At 48.7% G+C, this 20,762-nt stretch carries 19 protein-coding genes, 14 tRNA genes and 1 pseudogene; 24 read left to right on the top strand and 10 right to left on the bottom strand.

Annotated features, from left to right (window positions below):
- The first annotated feature begins 166 nt into the window (after nucleotides 1–166).
- Genes bepA through T411_RS0100155 form a run of 4 tightly spaced genes read left to right on the top strand, consistent with a single transcriptional unit; the run spans nucleotide 167 to nucleotide 2,991 of the window.
- Complete coding sequence (gene bepA, locus T411_RS0100170; RefSeq protein WP_000667946.1) at nucleotides 167–1,621, top strand: beta-barrel assembly-enhancing protease; 1,455 nt, start codon at nucleotides 167–169, stop codon at nucleotides 1,619–1,621.
- 22 nt (nucleotides 1,622–1,643) lie between these two features.
- Nucleotides 1,644–1,994, top strand: a complete 351-nt coding sequence (arsC, locus tag T411_RS0100165; RefSeq protein WP_000117768.1) for an arsenate reductase (glutaredoxin) — start codon at nucleotides 1,644–1,646, stop codon at nucleotides 1,992–1,994.
- Complete coding sequence (gene wrbA, locus T411_RS0100160; RefSeq protein WP_000623699.1) at nucleotides 1,991–2,551, top strand: NAD(P)H:quinone oxidoreductase; 561 nt, start codon at nucleotides 1,991–1,993, stop codon at nucleotides 2,549–2,551. The genes arsC and wrbA overlap by 4 nt, the downstream gene beginning before the upstream one ends.
- A gap of 23 nt (nucleotides 2,552–2,574) precedes the next feature.
- Nucleotides 2,575–2,991 (top strand): DUF2069 domain-containing protein, encoded by a 417-nt coding sequence (locus T411_RS0100155; protein WP_001918774.1) that lies wholly within the window; start codon nucleotides 2,575–2,577, stop codon nucleotides 2,989–2,991.
- 206 nt (nucleotides 2,992–3,197) lie between these two features.
- Here T411_RS0100155 and T411_RS0100150 read toward each other — a convergent pair whose 3' ends face one another.
- A complete protein-coding gene (locus T411_RS0100150) occupies nucleotides 3,198–4,346 on the bottom strand; it encodes a DUF2066 domain-containing protein (RefSeq protein WP_001269703.1) in 1,149 nt (382 codons plus the stop codon).
- A 220-nt stretch (nucleotides 4,347–4,566) separates the two neighbouring features.
- Between T411_RS0100150 and T411_RS0100145 the strand changes: the two genes are divergently transcribed.
- Nucleotides 4,567–5,820 carry a uracil-xanthine permease family protein gene (locus T411_RS0100145; RefSeq protein ID WP_000786153.1) on the top strand — a complete coding sequence of 418 codons (1,254 nt, stop codon included), beginning with the start codon at nucleotides 4,567–4,569 and terminating at the stop codon, nucleotides 5,818–5,820.
- A 70-nt stretch (nucleotides 5,821–5,890) separates the two neighbouring features.
- Here T411_RS0100145 and ybaK read toward each other — a convergent pair whose 3' ends face one another.
- The 8 genes from ybaK to hemA all read right to left on the bottom strand — a co-directional run bounded on the left by ybaK (nucleotide 5,891) and on the right by hemA (nucleotide 13,903).
- Nucleotides 5,891–6,373, bottom strand: coding sequence for a Cys-tRNA(Pro) deacylase (gene ybaK, locus T411_RS0100140; RefSeq protein WP_000186559.1), 483 nt, complete (start codon nucleotides 6,371–6,373; stop codon nucleotides 5,891–5,893).
- 133 nt (nucleotides 6,374–6,506) lie between these two features.
- Nucleotides 6,507–8,168, bottom strand: a complete 1,662-nt coding sequence (gene ushA, locus T411_RS0100135; protein WP_000809006.1) for a bifunctional UDP-sugar hydrolase/5'-nucleotidase UshA — start codon at nucleotides 8,166–8,168, stop codon at nucleotides 6,507–6,509.
- A 411-nt stretch (nucleotides 8,169–8,579) separates the two neighbouring features.
- Nucleotides 8,580–9,431 (bottom strand): 3-deoxy-8-phosphooctulonate synthase, encoded by an 852-nt coding sequence (kdsA, locus tag T411_RS0100130; RefSeq protein WP_000400335.1) that lies wholly within the window; start codon nucleotides 9,429–9,431, stop codon nucleotides 8,580–8,582.
- Nucleotides 9,432–9,450: 19 nt separating this feature from the next.
- Nucleotides 9,451–10,263: a SirB1 family protein gene (locus tag T411_RS0100125; RefSeq protein ID WP_000933142.1), complete on the bottom strand. Its 813-nt coding sequence runs from the start codon at nucleotides 10,261–10,263 to the stop codon at nucleotides 9,451–9,453.
- Between the two features lie 15 nt (nucleotides 10,264–10,278).
- A complete protein-coding gene (locus T411_RS0100120) occupies nucleotides 10,279–10,662 on the bottom strand; it encodes a SirB2 family protein (RefSeq protein WP_000272895.1) in 384 nt (127 codons plus the stop codon).
- Entirely contained in the window at nucleotides 10,662–11,522 is an 861-nt protein-coding gene (prmC, locus tag T411_RS0100115) for a peptide chain release factor N(5)-glutamine methyltransferase (RefSeq protein ID WP_000117272.1), read from the bottom strand. The genes T411_RS0100120 and prmC overlap by 1 nt, the downstream gene beginning before the upstream one ends.
- A gap of 3 nt (nucleotides 11,523–11,525) precedes the next feature.
- Nucleotides 11,526–12,614, bottom strand: coding sequence for a peptide chain release factor 1 (gene prfA / locus T411_RS0100110; protein WP_000647701.1), 1,089 nt, complete (start codon nucleotides 12,612–12,614; stop codon nucleotides 11,526–11,528).
- Nucleotides 12,615–12,643: 29 nt separating this feature from the next.
- Nucleotides 12,644–13,903, bottom strand: a complete 1,260-nt coding sequence (gene hemA, locus T411_RS0100105) for a glutamyl-tRNA reductase (RefSeq protein ID WP_000054219.1) — start codon at nucleotides 13,901–13,903, stop codon at nucleotides 12,644–12,646.
- A 158-nt stretch (nucleotides 13,904–14,061) separates the two neighbouring features.
- Here hemA and lolB point away from each other — a divergent pair, with 158 nt between their 5' ends.
- The 19 genes from lolB (at nucleotide 14,062) to T411_RS0100010 (ending at nucleotide 20,213) form a co-directional block, all read left to right on the top strand.
- Complete coding sequence (lolB, locus tag T411_RS0100100) at nucleotides 14,062–14,679, top strand: lipoprotein insertase outer membrane protein LolB (protein ID WP_000993150.1); 618 nt, start codon at nucleotides 14,062–14,064, stop codon at nucleotides 14,677–14,679.
- Entirely contained in the window at nucleotides 14,676–15,548 is an 873-nt protein-coding gene (gene ispE, locus T411_RS0100095) for a 4-(cytidine 5'-diphospho)-2-C-methyl-D-erythritol kinase (protein ID WP_000581228.1), read from the top strand. Before lolB ends, ispE begins: the two co-directional genes overlap by 4 nt.
- Nucleotides 15,549–15,578: 30 nt before the next feature.
- Complete coding sequence (locus T411_RS0100090) at nucleotides 15,579–16,523, top strand: ribose-phosphate pyrophosphokinase (protein ID WP_001113134.1); 945 nt, start codon at nucleotides 15,579–15,581, stop codon at nucleotides 16,521–16,523.
- Between the two features lie 168 nt (nucleotides 16,524–16,691).
- Entirely contained in the window at nucleotides 16,692–17,282 is a 591-nt protein-coding gene (gene pth / locus T411_RS0100085) for an aminoacyl-tRNA hydrolase (RefSeq protein WP_000081944.1), read from the top strand.
- A 10-nt stretch (nucleotides 17,283–17,292) separates the two neighbouring features.
- Entirely contained in the window at nucleotides 17,293–18,384 is a 1,092-nt protein-coding gene (gene ychF, locus T411_RS0100080) for a redox-regulated ATPase YchF (RefSeq protein WP_000505884.1), read from the top strand.
- A 277-nt stretch (nucleotides 18,385–18,661) separates the two neighbouring features.
- A tRNA-Met gene (locus T411_RS0100075) sits at nucleotides 18,662–18,738 on the top strand.
- Between the two features lie 28 nt (nucleotides 18,739–18,766).
- Nucleotides 18,767–18,852: transfer RNA gene (locus T411_RS0100070), tRNA-Leu, on the top strand.
- A gap of 24 nt (nucleotides 18,853–18,876) precedes the next feature.
- Nucleotides 18,877–18,961: transfer RNA gene (locus T411_RS0100065), tRNA-Leu, on the top strand.
- Nucleotides 18,962–18,988: 27 nt separating this feature from the next.
- A tRNA-Gln gene (locus tag T411_RS0100060) sits at nucleotides 18,989–19,063 on the top strand.
- Between the two features lie 77 nt (nucleotides 19,064–19,140).
- Nucleotides 19,141–19,217, top strand: a tRNA-Met gene (locus tag T411_RS0100055).
- Nucleotides 19,218–19,240: 23 nt separating this feature from the next.
- A tRNA-Leu gene (locus tag T411_RS0100050) sits at nucleotides 19,241–19,326 on the top strand.
- Nucleotides 19,327–19,343: 17 nt separating this feature from the next.
- A tRNA-Gln gene (locus T411_RS0100045) sits at nucleotides 19,344–19,418 on the top strand.
- A 41-nt stretch (nucleotides 19,419–19,459) separates the two neighbouring features.
- Nucleotides 19,460–19,544 (top strand) — tRNA-Leu (locus T411_RS0100040).
- A 25-nt stretch (nucleotides 19,545–19,569) separates the two neighbouring features.
- Nucleotides 19,570–19,646: transfer RNA gene (locus T411_RS0100035), tRNA-Met, on the top strand.
- 22 nt (nucleotides 19,647–19,668) lie between these two features.
- Nucleotides 19,669–19,754: transfer RNA gene (locus T411_RS0100030), tRNA-Leu, on the top strand.
- 17 nt (nucleotides 19,755–19,771) lie between these two features.
- Nucleotides 19,772–19,846 (top strand) — tRNA-Gln (locus tag T411_RS0100025).
- Nucleotides 19,847–19,889: 43 nt separating this feature from the next.
- Nucleotides 19,890–19,974, top strand: a tRNA-Leu gene (locus tag T411_RS0100020).
- A gap of 38 nt (nucleotides 19,975–20,012) precedes the next feature.
- Nucleotides 20,013–20,087, top strand: a tRNA-Gln gene (locus T411_RS0100015).
- 41 nt (nucleotides 20,088–20,128) lie between these two features.
- Nucleotides 20,129–20,213: transfer RNA gene (locus T411_RS0100010), tRNA-Leu, on the top strand.
- Nucleotides 20,214–20,503: 290 nt separating this feature from the next.
- On the opposite strand, the pseudogene tnpA reads toward T411_RS0100010, so the two are convergent.
- A pseudogene (gene tnpA / locus T411_RS01000000118895) lies at nucleotides 20,504–20,762 on the bottom strand (IS200/IS605-like element IS1004 family transposase); the annotation flags it as partial.

Here is a 20,762-nt window from a genome sequence, read left to right as displayed (position 1 = left end):
AATATAGGTGGCACATTGTATCGGCTTTCGTTCAGGGTTACACCTAATTGGCGTTAATGGGTGGTCGATTTTGACAGGAAATTCACTGCTCGAACGCCAAATCAAGAAACCAATAGACATCGGATATGTCTTACAGGCAGATAAACTCGGAGTATGCACCGCCATTATGAAATTCTTCCCGACACGTACCCTGTTATGTCTATGCATTGCAGCGCCATGTCTTCCTGCCATCGCACAAAATGATCCTATCGAATTGCCGGATATTGGCACGGTAGCGGGCTCGACGCTGACCATAGATCAAGAACTGATTTATGGCGATGCTTATATGCGTATGCTGCGCAATAACCAACCTGTGATTAACGATCCTGTGCTCAATGAGTACATTGATAATTTAGGACATCGTTTAGTCGCCAGCGCCAACGATGTCAAAACGCCGTTCACCTTTTTTATGATCCGCGATCGTAACATCAACGCTTTTGCCTTTTTTGGTGGTTACGTCGCCTTGCACTCTGGGTTGTTCCTTCATGCGCAAAGTGAAAGTGAGTTAGCGTCGGTCATGGCGCATGAAATTGCTCACGTCACCCAACGCCACCTTGCGCGCAGCATGGAAGAACAAGCACGCCGCTCTCCCGCGACAATCGCAGCGCTCGCCGGTTCATTACTGCTGGCGATTGCCGCCCCAGAAGCAGGAATTGCGGCGATCAACGCCACCATGGCGGGCAGCATCCAAGGCCAGATTAACTACACGCGTAGCAATGAAAAAGAAGCGGATCGATTTGGTATCGCGACCTTAGCCAAAGCCGGATTTGACGCCAACGCCATGCCGCAATTTTTCACTCGCCTTGCTGATGAATATCGCTACGCCAGTAAGCCGCCCCCTATGCTGCTGACTCACCCACTACCAGAAGACCGGATTACCGATAGCCGTGAGCGGGCCAGACAATATCCGCCACTCAAACTTGCTCCACACTTGGATTATCATTTGGCGCGCGCACGGATCATCGCTCGTTATGCAGGCATTGATGCCGACGCAGCGTTGGATTGGTTTGCTCGCAGTGAGAAAAAAATCGACGCCACCCTACAGCCGTCTATCCAGTACGGCAAAGCCTTGGTCTATCTCGATCTCAAACAGTTCGATAAAGCAGAGCCACTGTTGACCCAGCTAGTTAAAGAACAACCGGACAATCATTTTTATCTCGATGCGATCAGCGATTTGTATATTGAGCTCAAGCAAGCCGATAAAGCACAAAGCTTGTTAGAAAAGGCGCTCAAGCAGACGCCAAATAACTCAGTGTTGACCATTAACTATGCGAATGTGCTGCTTAAGCAAGATAAGTTCACCGATGCCATTCGAATCTTGCAACGTTACACCCATGACAATCCTAATGACATCAATGGTTGGCAACTACTGTCTGAAGCCAATAGCCGTTTAGGCAACAGTGCGGAAGACTTAGCGGCACGCGGTGAAATCATGGCGCTGCAAGCAAACTGGAACAAAGCGATTCAGTTTTATACCCAAGCCAGTCAGTTGGTGGAATTGGGTAGCTTGGCGCAAGCCCGTTACGATGCGCGGATTGACCAGTTAATGGTGCAACGCGAGCGCTTTTTATCCCTCCAATAATAAATCTGATACAGGAGAAGTTATGTCAGTCGTGATTTATCACAATCCTAAATGCTCCAAAAGCCGTGAAACGTTAGCCTTACTCGAAAACCAAGGCATTGCACCGCAAGTGATTAAGTATTTAGAAACCTCACCTTCGGTGGAAGAACTCAAGCGTCTCTACCAACAATTGGGGCTGAATGAAGTGCGTGCCATGATGCGCTGCAAAGAAGAGCTGTATAAAGAGCTCAATTTAGGGGATAGTCAATTGAGCGATGATGCGCTGTTTGCCGCGATGGCGGAACACCCGAAACTGATTGAGCGCCCGATTGTGGTGTGCAACGGTCAAGCTCGTCATGGCCGACCACCAGAACAAGTGCTTGAAATTCTATGATTTCGATAGTGGTGCTCTATTATAGCCGTCACGGTAGTACGCAAGCATTGGCACGCCAAATTGCCCGCGGCGTGGAATCCGTAGAAGGTTGCCAAGCCTTGCTGCGAACCGTCGCAGAGCTTGATGGCACGGCAAGCAACAGCGATCCTTACCTTAGCCTTGATGAGTTGAAACAGTGTGACGGCTTAGCGTTGGGCAGCCCAGTTTGGTTTGGCAATATGGCCGCGCCATTAAAACATTTTTGGGATCAAACCACGCCACTTTGGCTGAGTGGCGCGCTGATTGATAAACCAGCTTGCGTGTTCACGTCTTCATCAACCTTGCATGGTGGGCAGGAAACAACCCAGCAGAGTATGATGCTACCTTTGCTGCATCATGGCATGTTGATTTTAGGGATACCTTATTCCGAGCCAGCCTTGCACACCACCCAATCCGGCGGTACACCGTATGGTGCAAGCCATGTCCATCAACAAAAAACACTCTCTAGTGAAGAGGCGGAGCTGGCACGCCAGCTAGGAAAGCGCCTGGCTCATGTGGCCAAACAGTTAAAGGGATAACAATGACCACCTCCAGTATTGCAATGCAACCTCGGACCGCGTTTTATCGCTGGCTGGCACTGAGTGCCAACCTCGCTCTGTTGGTTTGGATCCTGTTATGGCAACTCACGTTGTCACCACATCCTCATCTTAATCCTACCGCGCTCGCGATAGGCTGGGTCATTCCACTGCTACTGCCTCTGTTTGGCATTCTCAAAGGCAAACCTTATACCCATGCTTGGGCAAACTTTGTTTTGATGCTCTATTTCTTGCATGCGTTGACCTTGCTGTATGTGGATGGCGGGGAGCGTTGGTTAGCCTTGGTAGAACTGCTACTGACTTTTGCGGCATTTATCGGCAATACCCTTTATGCGCGCTTACGTGGTAAGGAGTTAGGCTTAAAGCTGACCAAGCTTTCTGAAGTGGAAAAGCAAGAAAAAGCCCATTTTGACCACCAATGATCTTTTTGCCTATCGGTGACTCATTGCTTGGCTGAGTGCGCATAAAAACCACTTGGAAAGTAATAATCGAAAACAATCACCACCGCTAAAAGCGGTGGTTTAGGGATGACAATAAAAATAGCGCCTTTTTCGGCGCTATTTTTTGCTTTGGTTTATCCCCTACCTTCCTGACAATTCAAGTCATTTGGGGCTCTCTCCTCAAAGCATTAACCTTGCCAAGAGAAATAGAGAGTTTTAGGTTGAACAGGTTGTGGCTGAGCAGCAGCGTTATTTGGGTTGCTCGGGTCTACCGGCATTTCTGACGCACTATTTTCCAGTGAACTATTTTCCAGCAAATTATTGTCTGCAGAGACGGGCTCTTCTGGCGGCATATCCATCAATACTGCCTGCCCCATGCGCACCACTTCATTAGTGAACTCTTCCACACTGGCCAATAAATGCACGTTAAAGGTCACTTGAGTACCTTGAACCTTCAAAATATCTAGCGAAGCAACTGAGCTTAAGCGCTTGAGTTTATTCTCAACCACAAAGAAATCCTGCGCGCTATCGAGTGGGCTAAATTGCGCCAATACCGATTGCGAGGATTCACTGCTTACTACAACCGCGCTTTTACGCGCGTAGTAATCACTGATTTCATCAATCATCTCGGTGACCGCTTGCTCACCCGAGGCTTGACCTGAGATAGGCGCTTTCGGTTGACTCACCATGGTGTTAGCCAACTGATCAAACAGAGTCCAACGCAGTTCAGAGCCTTGAGCACGCACGACCAAAACCGCATCGGTCGGATAACGTTGACTTGCGATGCTGATCGGGTTGATAAAGCCGCCCCATAAATCGGAGACCTGCACACCGGTTACATCATCAAAATCACCAACCGGAACCGTTAAGGGTAAGCCGCGAATACGGGCGCGAACTTTCATTTGGTTCAGTAACGGCGTATCTGCATGTTCCCAACTCACGCTGCGATCGTAGTTGGCTTCTTCCACCAGCCATACCAGCAAATTACTGCGGCTTTCAGGCCAGAATGGCAACTGAGCTTGACTTAACAGTGAGCGAATGTGCTGCGCGCTGAATTGCAAACGCATCACCGACTGAGCACCCTCTTGTTGAGTGCTGATCTGGGTGATGTACTGGTTACTCTGACGCAAAGCTTTTTGCACAGCATCATTTTTGAGCGCATCTTGGCTACCAGTAGCGCGGACAATCACTTCTTCCATACCACGGACACGCGCCGCCGCATCAGCGTTACTTTGCTGCGGATCGACCGCAACTTCTGCCTGATACAAGTTGACTCGAGTGAGGGCGAAGGCGGGAAACGTGAGCAATCCCATCATCAACACAGCTAAATAGCGCATACCATACCTACATTCTGTTTACTGAACGACGATGATAAGCAACTATCTAAAGTTCAGCAAGGCGAGAGGTTACAGGAGTGCGTCAGAATTTGTGCGACGCGATCCACGTCGTTTTTAAACATAGCCAATAATCCTGTCAATTTTTGATCTTTTTCCGCTCGCAATCGATTGCAGAAGTGATAGAATCCCGCGAATTTTTATTTAGCTCAGGGAAAATACGATGAAAAATGCCATACAAGGCGCGCAAATGCTGTTTGTCGCATTCGGCGCGTTGGTTCTGGTCCCGCTTCTGACCGGACTCGATCCAAACGTTGCACTATTCGGTGCTGGTTTAGGAACACTGCTTTTCCAATTGATCACCCGCCGCTCTGTCCCCATTTTCCTCGCCTCTTCTTTTGCTTTTATCGCTCCTATTATGTTCGGCATCCAAACCTGGGGCATTCCTGCCACTATGGGTGGCTTGATGGCCGCTGGTGCGGTGTATATCGTACTCGGTGGCATTATTAAGGTGCGTGGTGTGGCCATCATCCACAAACTGCTGCCTCCTGTCGTAGTCGGTCCTGTGATTATGGTGATTGGTCTGGGACTTGCGCCAGCCGCCGTGAACATGGCACTGGGCAAAACCGGGGATGGCTCCGTACAACTCGTCGATCCACAAGCCGCACTCTGGATTTCTTGTATTTCACTTTTGGTCACAGTGGTATTCAGTGTCTTCGCTAAAGGCTTTTTTAAGCTAGTTCCTATCCTAGCGGGCATTGTCAGCGGCTATGCAGTCTCACTGGTAATGGGTGTCGTCAGCTTTGCGGCGGTGGAACAAGCCGCTTGGCTTGCGTTACCCAACTTCACTTTCCCTGAATTTAACATCAACGCCATCCTGTTTATGATCCCAGTCGCGATTGCTCCTGCGGTCGAACACGTGGGCGATATGCTGGCTATCTCAAATGTGACCAACAAAGATTACCTAAAAAAACCGGGCTTACACCGCACTATCGCTGGTGACGGGGTCGCGACCATGGCCGCAACCATGCTTGGTGCGCCACCCAACACCACATACAGTGAAGTGACTGGTGCCGTGATGCTGACTCGTGCATTTAACCCAGCGATCATGACTTGGGCGGCAATCACGGCCATCGTACTTGCTTTGGTGGGCAAACTCGGTGCACTGCTGCAAACCATTCCGGTTCCGGTCATGGGCGGCATCATGATTCTACTGTTTGGATCCATCGCCACCGTCGGTTTGAATACGCTGATCAAAAACCAAGTGGATCTGCACAAATCACGCAATCTGGTGATTGTGGCCGTCACTCTGGTCTTTGGTATTGGTGGTATGGCATTCGGCGTGGGTGACTTTAGCCTGCAAGGCGTGAGCTTGTGCGGTATCGTCGCCATTGTGCTCAACCTCGTTCTGCCAAACGACTTAGGTGAAAACCACGTAGTGGACAATGCACAAATGGAAGAAGAAGCACGCCATTAATCTTCGCTGATTTCTCACCACTTCTAGAATCAACGGCCTCCCTTTGAGGCCGTTTTTACAGGGGTATCGATTAATTCTCTTCTTGACACAAATCCGCAAACTGGCCACGGGTTAAGCGCGCGAGATCTTGCGGTGATAACTCAATTTCTAAACCACGTTTACCCGCACTGACACAAATCGTCGCTTGGCTTTGCGCACTTTGATGAATAAAGGTTGGCAGCGCTTTTTTCTGGCCGAGAGGACTTATCCCCCCCACCACATAACCTGTGGTTTTCTCAGCAATCTCTGGTTTGGCCATCTCGGCTTTTTTGGCTTTGGCCGCTTTGGCCGCGAGCTTTAAATTCAGTTTGAGATCGACAGGAATAATCGCTACCGCGAGATTTTTTTCCTCGCCATTCATACAAAACAGTAAGGTTTTGAATACGCGCTTCGGATCTTGACCGAGCGCCTGCGCCGCTTCTAGGCCATAACTGGCATGGCTCGGATCATGTTCATACTGATGGATGGTATGGGAGATTTTATTTTTCTTTGCAAGATTGATTGCAGGAGTCATGAATCACGTGTCCTCATTTACTCACACTGCTGATGGGCAGAGCTCGGGCCATATGGGTATGGCAAAACAAAAAAGGCGGTATTTGCACACCGCCTGTCAGTAAACGCAATTCAACTTTGCGAGTCAAACCTTATTAACGATAAACAATCTCGCCCGCTGGCGCGAAACGGTTCACATCGATTGGACTGTTCGCCTCAAGGTAATCTTTCAGTACTTCGGCATCCACAAAGCCAGTGTTGACATAGCCTGGGTGGTCAGTAATTTTTGGATAACCGTCACCACCCGCTGCGTTAAAACTTGGCACAGTGAAACGGTAGGTCGCATCGAGACGCAGTTGTTTGCCACCGATGACCACGTTAGAGACTTTGCCATCCGCAACCGTCATTGAAATCCCTGCGAACTGGGCATACGCACCTGAATCGACCGGCTTGGTAGCGACGACATTGAGATAATCCAGCACTTCCTGACCATTCATATCCACGTAGCTGACGATGTTGCCAAATGGCTGCACTTTCAGTACATCTTTATACGTAATGTCACCGGCTTGGATAGAATCACGTACGCCACCAGAGTTCATTACCGCAAAATCGGCTTTAGCACGTTGCATGTGCGCCATTGCAATCATGCGGCCCAAGTTGGTTTGCTCAAAACGCACCACGTTACGATCGCCTTCTAGCTTACCGTTACTGTGGGCAATTTTGATGCTCAGTTGCTCTTGGCCTTTCTCTTGGAATGGGCGCAGGAACTCTAGCATTGCGCTGTCTTCTTTAATTTCAGAAGTCGCAAACACACGCTGAGTTTCACCATTCACTTCAACTTTCTTCTTCAAGTTAACGGGAATGAGGTTATAGCTGACCATATTCAGCTCACCGTTACGGAATTCATAATCCGCACGACCGACGTATTTACCCCACTCGTAAGCTTGCACAATGTAAGTGCCGTTTTGAATATCAGGCTTACATTCGTCACCCGGCTTAAAGTTCTTTTTCACCAGATTAGGGCCTTCCATACACACAGGCTCTTGTGAGTGACCGCCGACAATCATATCCAACTCACCCGCTGGCAAGTAGCGCGCCAAAGCAACATCACCCGGAGCGTTCACACCATGCTCACCGTTTTGGTAGTGACCCATGTGCGTTACTGCGATGATAAGATCCGGCTTCTCTTTTTTCTTCAGCTCAGCGATCACTTTCTTCGCTTCTTCTTTCGGATCGCGGAAGTCGATACCACCGATGTATTCTGGGTTACCAATTTTCGCGGTGTCTTCGGTGGTTAAGCCAATAACCGCAATCTTAATCCCTTGCTTATCAAAGATATGGTACGGTTCAAACAGACGCTTACCGGTCGCTTTATCGTAAATGTTGGCCGACAGCATTGGGAAGTTCGCCCACTCTTTTTGCTTAAACAGCACTTCAAGTGGATTATCAAATTCGTGGTTACCCAGCGCCATAGCGTCGTAACCGATTTTGCTCATACCTTTGAAATCAGGCTCTGCATCTTGTAGGTCTGATTCTGGTACCCCAGTATTGATGTCACCCCCCGAGAGCAGTAATACACTGCCACCTTGAGATTCAATGTCGGCACGCAGTTGATCAATCAGCGTTTTACGTGCTGCCATGCCATATTCACCATACTGGTTTTGCCAGAAACGGCCATGGTGGTCGTTGGTGTGCAGAATAGTGAGTTTGTAGGTTTTGTCTGCTTCCCACTGCTGAGCGGGTGCAGTTGCACAACCTGCCAAAGAGGCAATAATGGCTGCACTGAGGACGGATTTTAGAATGAGGCCTTGTTTCATTGTCATACCTTTGAACTGATGAAAACCACTGCTTGAAATGTCGTTGGGCGCTCGCACGGCGCAGTCGTTTACCACAGCACATCGCTTGAGCACATTGCTTGGAGTGCGGATAAAACTTGACTTAGTTTAAAGTAACCGACTTGGTGAGACAGCTTGATTTCATATTTATGTAGAGTAGATCACCTAAAAGTAGCCAATATAATGTAATCAATAGAAAGAGTTAAAAAGATAACCTGCTCGGATCACAGGCAAACGTTTGACTAATGGGATGGGCTTTTAAGCCGTTTTGTGCGCGCAAGCGTTTAATCTACAGAAACCGTCGTTTGCTGAAACAGAGCCATATTGATAAGCGCTAGGCATGAAAAAAGCCATCCGAAGATGGCTTTACAATATAGAGTCAGGCTATCGCGCTTATCGAATATCGATGTGCGCAAAGCTTTTGATTAAATCATCCAGCGCTTTCATTTGCGCAAGGAATGGCTCTAATTTGTCGAGAGGTAATGCCGATGGGCCATCGCAACGCGCTTTATCTGGATTTGGGTGCGCCTCAATAAACAGACCTGCAATGCCCGTCGCCAAACCGGCTTTCGCCAGTTCAACGGTCTGCTCACGACGACCGCCCGATGCCGCACCTGATGGATCACGCATTTGCAGTGAGTGAGTCACATCAAAAATGATTGGACTGCCGTTAGAAGCTTGCTTCATCACACCAAAGCCGAGCATATCGACGACGAGGTTATCGTAGCCGTGGCAAGAGCCACGTTCACATAAGATCACTTTGTCATTGCCACACTCAGCAAACTTCTCAACGATGTTGCCAACTTGACCCGGGCTCATGAACTGCGGTTTTTTCACGTTAATGACCGCGCCGGTTTTCGCCATCGCTTCAACCAAGTCGGTTTGACGGGCCAAAAAGGCAGGTAGCTGAATCACATCCACCACATCCGCCACAGGCTGCGCTTGCGCTTCTGTGTGGACATCGGTGATGATCTTCACGCCAAAGGTCTCTTTCAGCTCTTGGAAAATTTTCATCCCTTCTTCCAAGCCTGGGCCACGGTAAGAGTGCACTGAACTGCGGTTCGCTTTATCAAACGATGCTTTGAACACATAAGGGATGCCGAGCTTGTCGGTCACTTTCACGTAGTGCTCACAAATTTGCATCGCCAAATCACGCGATTCCAGTACGTTCATCCCTGCAAATAGGGTAAACGGCTTATCGTTGGCAACCGGAATATCACCGACATGGACAATTTTGTGTTCCATCTTAATCTCTCTTGTTGGGTTAATGCAGCGTCACTTGACTGTCGTGACTGAGTGCATTGACTTGCGTTTTTAACAATTCAGCCGCCGGATCGTTCGGACAGTGCTCAATAAAATATTGATAGTCCGAAATAGCAATTTGATGGCACTGTAGCTGTTGGTAAATAAAGCCACGATCACGGATTTCGTATGGGTCATCGGGCACAAAAGTGAGTGCCAAATCGGTACATCTTAGCGCCAGAGTATAGCGCTCTTCACGCAGTAAGGCACTTTTGAGTAGCGCCAACCAACGCCCAATAATGGTCGGATTATCGACACTTTGTAAATGCTGTGGCTTAAGCTTGGCCAGTGGGCCTTTGTGCCCAACTAACCAAGCTTGCAGTGTATGTTGTGACACTATCTCGCCATTAAATGGATTGAGATAAATCGGCCGCTCTCCCGGCCAATTGAGCGACAGCAGAAACTGAGTCGGGAAACTTATCCCATTGAGTGGAAAGCCAAGTTTGTGTCCTAGGTAGAGCAGTAATGAGCCTAAACTGACGGGAATGCCTTTGCGCCGCTGCAATACTTGATCAATAAAGGCATTGCGAGAATCAAAGTAGGCTTCGCGATCGCCGCTAAAGCCCCACTCTTGATAAAACAGGCGCAAAAAAGCCTCGAAACGCGCTTTCTCATCACGCTCATGTACCAGTGCCAGTTCGGCTTCTTTTAGCAGACGTGCTAACTCGATGTGAGCCCATTCTAGCTGCGTTTCGGGATTAATGGCTTTGTTGAGCGCAAGCGCCCCTTCCACCAACTCCATCGCATCAAAATCTTCATCACATAAATTCAGCATGGTCGCACCTTAAGCTTAACCAAACAGAATCGGCGCTTTGGCGACCGCGATTTTTCCAGCCATCGCCAACCAGCCCAACGCGCCAAAAAACGCAAAGCTACGCAGCAATTTATTACGACCTAATTTCAGTGCAAAAAAGCCTAGCGCGATGTACGCCAGCACGCAGGTAAATTTTTCTGTCATCCACGGCGCGGCAGCGGTAAAAGGAATGAATCCAGTGATGAATATCAAACCGATACCGGAAAGCAGCAATAACGTGTCATTCACATGCGGGAAAATTTTGAAAAACTTACGCTCTAGGTGTGCTGAATTCATCATCATGAGCACATAGCGAATCGACAGCATGACTACACTGACGCCGATAGTGAACAGGTGAAAATGTTTTAATCCTTCGTACATTATGCTTCTCTTTCCGTTTTATATTGTCCCAGTGTAACTCGATCATGACCGGCGTAATCTTGCTCGGTCATGATGTTTTGATAGCCTAAATCACTCATAATCGTGCGCACCGCAACGCCTTGATCGTAACCATGCTCAAACAAAAGCCAGCCGTCATCGAGCAAAAAACGCGGCGCGTGCGTGCTGATGTGGCGAATGTCCGCCAAACCATTTTCTGCGGCAACCAGCGCGCTTTTCGGCTCAAAACGCACATCGCCCAGACTCAAATGCGGATCATTTTCTTCGATATAAGGCGGGTTGGAGACGATCAAAGCAAACTTCGTACCGTCTGCTAATGGGCTAAACCAACTGCCCTGAAAAAACTGCGCATTGTGGATCGCCAAGCGAGTCGCGTTTTCTCTTGCTAACTCTGCCGCCTCCGGACGTAAATCAATCCCCGTGACTTGCCGCGTGGGCAATTCCGAAGCCAAAGCCAACGCAATCGCCCCAGTTCCGGTGCCAAGATCCAGCAGTTCGCCATCAATCAACGCCGCTTTATCCAGCGCTAATTCAACCAAACGTTCCGTATCCGGACGTGGAATAAGTGTCGAAGGAGAGACTTTCAGCGGCAGCGACCAAAATTCGCGCTCACCAAGGATGTAGGCCATCGGCTCTCCCGCTCTGCGGCGAGCAAGGAGCAGCTCGAGAGAAGCCAAAGTAGGCTTCTCCAAGATTTTATCAGGCCAAGTCAACAAGTAAGAACGAGGCTTAGCCAGTACATGGCAAAGGAGTACTGCGGCATCTAGGGCTGGCGAATCACTGCCGCTTTGCTGCAGTTGCTCGGTTGCCGCTTTTAATGCCGCTTCAATGGTAACTGACATGGATTAGTTTTGATCCGCCAGTGCCGCCAATTGATCCGCTTGATGCTCGTGAATCACAGGGTCAATCAAGGATTGCATATCCCCTTCCATCACTTCGGTCAGGCGATATACCGTCAAATTGATACGGTGATCGGACACTCGACCTTGCGGGTAGTTATAAGTGCGAATGCGGTCACTACGATCGCCTGAACCCAGAAGGTTGCGGCGTGTATCGGAAATTTCCGCAGCGCGTTTTGACTCTTCAGCTTGAGCAATACGTGCAGCCAATACTGACATCGCTTTAGCTTTGTTCTTATGTTGCGAACGCTCATCCTGACACTCGACCACAATACCAGTCGGTAAGTGAGTGATACGGATAGCCGAATCGGTGGTGTTAACGTGCTGACCACCCGCGCCAGAAGAGCGGAACGTATCAATTTTCAGATCGCTGGCTTTGATTTCTGGAATTTCCGCTTCAGGAATTTCAGGCATCACCGCAACGGTACAAGCGGACGTGTGGATACGCCCTTGCGCTTCCGTAGCCGGAACACGTTGCACTCGGTGGCCGCCAGATTCAAACTTGAGCGTACCGTAAGCACCGTCACCGTTCACTTTCGCGATCATCTCTTTGTAGCCGCCGTGTTCCGCTTCACTCGATGACATCACTTCGATGCGCCAGCCTTTTTTCTCCGCAAAACGGCTGTACATACGGAACAAATCGCCGGCAAAAATACCCGCTTCGTCACCACCCGCACCCGCGCGAATTTCTAAGAAACAGTTGCGATCATCGTTTGGATCTTTTGGCAGCAACAGAATTTGCAGTTCATCGGTCAGGCGCTCAATTGCCGCTTTCGCCGCTTTGATCTCGTCCTGTGCCATTTCACGCATTTCTGCATCATCTTCTTGTGCCATCTCTTCGGCAGCAACCAGATCTTCCTTCGCTTGTTGGTAAGCTTGGAAACACTGAGTGATCTCTTCCAGTTGCGAATACTCTTTGGATAGAGCACGGAATTTATTTTGATCACCGATAACTGTTGGGTCGCCAAGGAGGTGCTGAACCTCTTCATAGCGCTCAACAAGGGATTCAAGCTTGCTTAAAATCGACGCTTTCATAGTTGCTTCTTTAAACTCTAAGTTGAGATTTAGTTCAGATCGTCAAGACCTAAACTTTGTCTGATCACGGCCAGTTTAGCCGGTTCCCCTTGTTCCGCCGCGGTTTGTAGCGCTCGGGTTGGGGTGTGAATTAGTTTGTTGGTCAGTTTGTTGCTTAATTCTATGAGCAGCTTTTCAGGATCGCCACCCGCTGCCAATGCTTGCAAACTTTTATTGAGTAGCTCTTCACGCGCTTCATTGGCTTGCTTACGATAATCACGAATACTGTCCACCGCTTGCAGTGAGCGCATCCAACTCATGAAGGTGGCGCTCTCTTCACTGACAATCGCTTCTGCCTGAATCGCTTCCACTTTGCGCTGCTCGATATTGCTATCGACAATCGACTGCAAGTCATCGACCGAATAGAGATAAGCATCGTTAAGCTTACCGACCTGCGGCTCAATATCGCGTGGCACGGCAATATCCACCAACAACATAGGCTGATGGCGACGGGCCTTTAGTGCACTTTCGACCATGCCTTTACCTATGATGGGCAAAGGGCTAGCGGTCGAGCTGATCACAATATCCGCTTGCGCTAAATAGTCTGGGATCTCATTTAATGCGATGACGTCGGCGCCAAACTGCTGCGCTAAGCTCAAAGCTCGCTCTCGCGTGCGGTTCGCCACTATCATCCGTTTACAGTGGTGTCCGGCCAAATGTTTTGCTACCAGTTCAATGGTTTCACCAGCCCCGACCAACAGTACCGTAGCGTCGGCCAGCGATTCAAAAATGTGTTTTGCTAAAGTGCAAGCGGCATAAGCGACCGAAACCGCGCTGCCGCCGATTTCGGTTTCTGTTCTTACCCGTTTCGCGACCGAAAAAGCCTTTTGAAACAGCTTTTCCGTCGCCGGATTGACGGCGTGATTCTCTCTCGCCTCTGCGTAAGCTTGCTTAACTTGTCCTAATATCTGCGGCTCGCCCAACACTAGAGAGTCCAAACCACAGGCGACACGCATCAAATGACGAATGGCGGCTTGCTCTTCATGAACGTATAGGCTGGGTTTTAACTCATCCAAGCTGACTTGGTGAAACTGGGACAACCATTCGATGACTTTGTTTTTACTTGCTGATCTCACATCACAATAAATTTCGGTGCGGTTACACGTTGAGAGGATCACGCCTCCTTTAACGTGTGAACTGGTGGAAAGCTGATTCAGCGCCAAAGAGAGCTTCTCTGGACCGAACGCCACTTTTTCCCGCAATTCTACCGACGCCGTATTGTGATTGATTCCAATGGCAAGCAAAGACATCTATAGAGGATTCTCAGATATGTGTGGTGGACTAGAGGCGGAATTTTACTTGATGCCCTCTTTGATTGAAAGGGCAGACCGGATTTGTTTTCCTGAGTTCGTGAGATCAATGATATAGTTAGCCCGTTTTCGCTCTCGCTTTGGATAAAAAACGCACTATGAATGCTCTCGTACGTCGCCTACTGCCAGGATTGGCGAGTCTGTTGCTTTTGGCAGGTTGTGCCACCGCACCGCTACAACCCGTCAATGTTCAATGGCAATCACACCAAGTCACTCTAGAACAAATTCAACATTATCAATTAACCGGAAAACTCGGCTATATCGCGCCCGATCAGCGACAATCGTTCAACTTTCAATGGCAAAAAAGCCCACAAAAACTCTCACTGCGTTTAAGCAATTTTCTTGGTCAAACCGTGCTGAACTTACAGGTCGATGAACAAGGTGCGCGGGTCGAAACTTATGATGATCAAATCTACCGCGACCAAGATGCACAAAGCCTGATCCGCAATTTAACAGGGTTAGATATTCCCGTTGAACAGCTTGAAGATTGGATTTTAGGCTTGCCGACCCAAGCAACCCATTACGAGTTGAATGAACAAAACACTCTTGCCACTCTCACCAAACTCGCCTCAACGGAGGAATGGCACGTAGAATACCAACGTTACCAAGCGATTGAGTGGCAACATCAGCCCATTCCGCTGCCTGATAAACTTAAACTCCAGCAAAATAAAACCTCGATTCAACTGGTGATCTCACAATGGACGCTGCTCCCATGATCCACGGCACAACCGTGTGGCCTTCACCGGCCAAACTCAACCTGTTCCTTTACATCACAGGTCGTCGAGCTAACGGCTATCACGATCTGCAGACCTTGTTTCAGTTTCTCGATCACGGTGATGAGTTAACCATTACCGCCAACAACAGCGGCAACATCACCCTCTCTCCTGCTCTGGCCGATGTCGCGTTAGAAGATAACCTGATTTACAAAGCCGCGATGGCACTCAAAAATGCGGCGCAATCACCACTCGGCGCAGACATTCAACTGCACAAGGTGTTGCCTATGGGCGGCGGAATTGGTGGCGGATCATCCAATGCGGCCACTACCTTAGTCGCACTCAATTACTTGTGGCAAACTGGGCTTAGCGATGATCAATTGGCTGAAATTGGGCTGGCACTCGGAGCGGATGTCCCTGTCTTTACTCGTGGTTTTGCGGCTTTTGCTGAAGGAGTTGGCGAAGAATTATCCGCAGTAGAGCCAGAGGAAAAATGGTATCTCGTGGTTCGCCCTGCGGTCAGCATCGCGACAAAAGATATTTTCACTCATCCACAGCTGATGAGAAACACGCCAAAGCGTGATCTGGCAAGCCTTCTTACCACCCCGTACGAAAACGATTGCGAAAAAATTGTCCGATCACTGTACCCCGAGGTTGATAAGCAACTTTCATGGCTGCTACAATACGCGCCGTCAAGATTGACCGGGACGGGATCTTGCGTTTTTGCTGAGTTTTCGAGCAGGAAAGATGCACAGGCCGTCTTTGCTCAATTATCTGACAACGTCTTAGCGTTTGTCGCCCAAGGGCGCAATGTTTCACCGCTCAGAAAGACGTTGGCTGACTACCAATCAGCTAAAATCCGACCTTACTAAAAAACTGGACGCAACCCTGAGGTTTCCACCGTGCCTGATATGAAGCTATTTGCTGGTAACGCAATACCCGAACTAGCCCAACGTATTGCAGATCGCCTGTACATTTCCCTTGGTGATGCTACTGTTTCTCGTTTCTCTGATGGTGAAGTAGCAGTACAAATCAACGAAAATGTGCGTGGTAGCGATGTATTTATCATTCAATCCACCTGTGCCCCAACCAATGACAACCTGATGGAACTGGTGGTAATGATTGACGCAATGCGCCGTGCTTCTGCAGGCCGTATTACGGCAGTTATCCCTTACTTCGGCTATGCCCGCCAAGACCGCCGTGTGCGCTCGGCTCGTGTACCTATCACTGCAAAAGTTGTTGCAGACTTCCTTTCTAACGTTGGTGTTGACCGCGTTCTGACTATCGACCTCCACGCAGAGCAGATCCAAGGCTTCTTCGATGTTCCAGTAGACAACATTTTCGGTACCCCTGTCCTGCTGGAAGATATGAAAGCACGTAACTTGGAAGATCCTGTTGTCGTATCGCCAGACCTTGGTGGTGTGGTGCGTGCTCGCGCAACCGCGAAAGCACTGGGTGACATCGATATCGCGATCGTAGATAAGCGTCGTCCACGCGCGAACGTTTCAGAAGTCATGAACCTGATCGGTGATGTTGAAGGCCGTGACTGTGTGATTGTCGATGACATGATCGACACTGGTGGCACACTGTGTAAAGCCGCGGAAGCGCTGAAAGAGCGTGGTGCGAAACGCGTATTTGCTTACGCCACTCACGCGGTATTCTCAGGCAATGCAGCGAAAAACATCAAAAACTCTGTGTTGGATCAAGTGATTGTGACTGACTCTATCACCCTATCAAAAGAGATGGCGGCGACAGGAAAAGTGACTCAGTTGACTCTATCAAGCATGCTGGCTGAAGCGATTCGTCGTATCAGCAACGAAGAGTCCATCTCTGCGATGTTTAACTAATCATTGAGTAACCCAGTCTATCTGCTGTCAGGTAAGCTCTGGAATCGATGATACGAAAGCGTTTCATCTCCGATGAAGCGCTTTTTTATTGCCTTTTGTGTGACTCGCACCTCGCGGCGGATGTGTGCTATCATACCGCGCTTTTGAGTTTCCGAAGAGATATTCGCCTTGAGTCAACCAATCAAACTCCTTGTCGGACTGGCCAATCCTGGGCCGGAATACGCGAAAACACGCCATAATGCAGGTGCTTGGGTTGTCGAAGAGTTAGCCCGTATCCATAACGTCACGCTCAAAAATGAGCCGAAGTTTTTTGGTCTGACCGGACGTTTGTTGATTAACAGCCAAGAGTTACGCGTGTTAATCCCCACCACTTTCATGAATCTCTCCGGCAAAGCGATTGCTGCACTGGCCAATTTCTATCAGATCAAGCCAGAAGAGATCATGGTTGCCCACGATGAGCTAGACTTACCACCCGGTGTGGCAAAATTTAAGCAAGGTGGCGGACATGGCGGGCATAATGGGCTCAAAGACACCATAAGCAAATTAGGCAACAACAAAGAATTCTATCGTCTACGGCTTGGCATCGGCCATCCGGGACATAAAGACAAAGTAGCCGGTTATGTACTAGGCAAAGCTCCCGCTAAAGAGCAAGAATGCCTTGATGCCGCAGTGGATGAATCCGTTCGCTGCCTTGAGATCCTCATGAAGGATGGCCTCACCAAAGCACAAAATCGTTTACACACTTTCAAAGCTGAATAAGGTTACAGTCATGGGTTTTAAATGTGGCATCGTCGGTTTGCCAAACGTAGGTAAATCAACTCTTTTTAATGCGCTGACCAAAGCGGGCATCGAAGCAGCTAACTTCCCGTTTTGTACTATCGAACCAAATACAGGCGTTGTGCCTGTACCAGATCCGCGTCTGGATGCCTTAGCCGCGATTGTCAAACCTGAACGCATTCTGCCAACGACGATGGAGTTTGTGGACATTGCAGGTCTAGTGGCGGGCGCATCAAAAGGAGAAGGTCTAGGTAACAAATTCCTCGCTAACATCCGTGAAACTGATGCAATTGGTCACGTAGTACGCTGCTTTGAAAACGAAAACATCATTCACGTGGCGGGTAAAGTGTCACCGCTGGAAGACATCGAAATCATCAATCTTGAATTAGCGCTGGCTGACTTAGACAGCTGCGAGCGCGCGATTCTGCGTCAAAGCAAACGCGCTAAAGGTGGCGATAAAGAAGCCAAATTTGAACTCGCGGTACTTGAAAAGCTGCAACCTGTTCTGAGCGAAGGCCAATCGGCTCGTTCCGTCAACCTAACCAAAGAAGAATTACTGGCCGTCGGTTATTTAAACCTGCTGACGCTAAAACCCACCATGTACATTGCGAACGTCAATGAAAATGGTTTTGAAAACAACCCATATCTGGATGCGGTGGTTGAGTTCGCAGCCAAAGAAAATGCTTCTGTGGTAGCGGTTTGTGCAGCGATCGAGGCGGAACTGTCTGAACTTGAAGAAGAAGAACGCGATGAGTTCTTAGCCGACCTCGGTATTGAAGAGCCAGGCCTCAACCGCGTGATTCGCTCAGGTTATGACCTACTCAATCTGCAAACTTACTTCACCGCAGGCGTGAAAGAAGTGCGCGCATGGACCATTCCTGTCGGTGCGACCGCACCACAAGCCGCGGGTAAGATCCACACAGACTTCGAGCGTGGTTTTATTCGTGCTGAAGTGATCGGTTACAATGACTACATCCAATTCAATGGTGAGTCAGGTGCCAAAGATGCCGGTAAATGGCGCTTGGAAGGTAAAGAGTACATCGTAAAAGATGGCGATGTAATCCACTTCCGCTTCAACGTTTAAATCTCGCTTTACTGCGAACCAAAAGCCAACCAAAGTGTTGGCTTTTGCCATTTATAAGCCTCTAAAAAATGATCTTTATGACTCTCCAAGCGTAATGAATTTGTTGTTTTGGTGATGGTTTTTGATCATAAACACGCCTCTTTGTTTAAAAAAAACCCGAACGGTTGGTTTCAAAGAATTTATTCAAAAAAACTGTTGACGCTCCTAACCCATATCCGCATAATGCGCTCCGTTCTCAGCGATAAGGCATCGCCTTCTCGTTAAGAAAATAAAATTTGGCTACGTAGCTCAGTTGGTTAGAGCACATCACTCATAATGATGGGGTCACAGGTTCGAATCCCGTCGTAGCCACCAAATTTTGACAATTTGATGCTTTTGACACGCGGTGGTGGCGGAATTGGTAGACGCGCTAGCTTCAGGTGTTAGTGTCCTTCGGACGTGAGGGTTCAAGTCCCTCCTTCCGCACCAAATGCATCGAGTTGTAACAAATTTGCGGAAGTGGCGAAATTGGTAGACGCACCAGATTTAGGTTCTGGCGCCGCAAGGTGTAAGAGTTCAAGTCTCTTCTTCCGCACCATATTTTGATGATATTAATCATCACAGCAGGTCTGTCGCCAAGCGGTAAGGCAACGGGTTTTGATCCCGTCATACCTAGGTTCGAATCCTAGCAGACCTGCCATTTTTCAAACTTTCAACGGGGCAAAAACCATTGGAAGTCAGAGCGAGATTGTATTATAGTCTCTCGCTCGAAAAGATGGCTACGTAGCTCAGTTGGTTAGAGCACATCACTCATAATGATGGGGTCACAGGTTCAAATCCCGTCGTAGCCACCATATTACAATTTGATGCATTTAACGCGGTGGTGGCGGAATTGGTAGACGCGCTAGCTTCAGGTGTTAGTGTCCTTAGGACGTGAGGGTTCAAGTCCCTCCTTCCGCACCAAATGTATCGAATTCTGTAGGTCTGTCGCCAAGCGGTAAGGCAACGGGTTTTGATCCCGTCATACCTAGGTTCGAATCCTAGCAGACCTGCCATTATTTCGATGATTTGAGCAATCAAGTTATCAACAAAATTTGCGGAAGTGGCGAAATTGGTAGACGCACCAGATTTAGGTTCTGGCGCCGCGAGGCGTAAGAGTTCAAGTCTCTTCTTCCGCACCATATTAAATCTGAAAAGATTTAGAGTGGCTACGTAGCTCAGTTGGTTAGAGCACATCACTCATAATGATGGGGTCACAGGTTCGAATCCCGTCGTAGCCACCAATTACAATTTGATGCATTTAACGCGGTGGTGGCGGAATTGGTAGACGCGCTAGCTTCAGGTGTTAGTGTCCTTAGGACGTGAGGGTTCAAGTCCCTCCTTCCGCACCAAATGTATCGAATTCTGTAGGTCTGTCGCCAAGCGGTAAGGCAACGGGTTTTGATCCCGTCATACCCAGGTTCGAATCCTGGCAGACCTGCCATTATTTCGATGACGTGAGTAATCAGGTTATCAACAAAATTTGTGCGGAAGTGGCGAAATTGGTAGACGCACCAGATTTAGGTTCTGGCGCCGCGAGGCGTAAGAGTTCAAGTCTCTTCTTCCGCACCATTATTGAGAGCAACGACGATCGTCGTGCAGAACACTGCAGGTCTGTCGCCAAGCGGTAAGGCAACGGGTTTTGATCCCGTCATACCTAGGTTCGAATCCTAGCAGACCTGCCATTACATCGATGATTTGAGCAATCAAGTTATCAATACAATTTGCGGAAGTGGCGAAATTGGTAGACGCACCAGATTTAGGTTCTGGCGCCGCGAGGCGTAAGAGTTCAAGTCTCTTCTTCCGCACCATATAAACAACCTAGCTTCGGCTAGGTTTTGTTTTATCTGGGCTTTATTGATAGCGACATCACATCCACATCCATAACTTAAGCCGCTTTCCGGCGGAAGCTAAGCTCCTTCAGATAAGACACAACGCCACCATTAGCTAACCATTTATACGCTCTTTTGCGTGATGGCCGCTGATGTTCTCTCTTTTACGTTCTTCTTTTTAGGTTTCTCTGCCACACAAAACCAATAAAAATCCGCCTTCTTAGAAGGCGGTTTTAATATAAGCCCCCTAAAAGGGGGCCACGACGCTGTTAGTCTCTCAATAACTCTAACTGCTGCTCTTGCTCAAGCTCTTTTTTGTCTTGATGCCGTACATACCGTCTAATGATTTCTTCATTTACACCTACCGTATCCACAAAATAGCCTCGCGCCCAAAAATGATTTCCCCATAACTTTTTCCTGATATGTGGAAACTTGTTGAATAGCCTAATTGCACTCCTACCCTTTAAAACTCCCATCAACGTCGAAATCGATACTTTGGGCGGAATTATCGCAACTAAGTGGACATGA

Origin of the sequence: Vibrio cholerae ATCC 14035, from assembly GCF_000621645.1 — a bacterium.
GTDB lineage: Bacteria > Pseudomonadota > Gammaproteobacteria > Enterobacterales > Vibrionaceae > Vibrio > Vibrio cholerae.
Note: the sequence above shows the minus strand (reverse complement) of the source record. Positions and strands in the feature narration are given on the sequence as shown.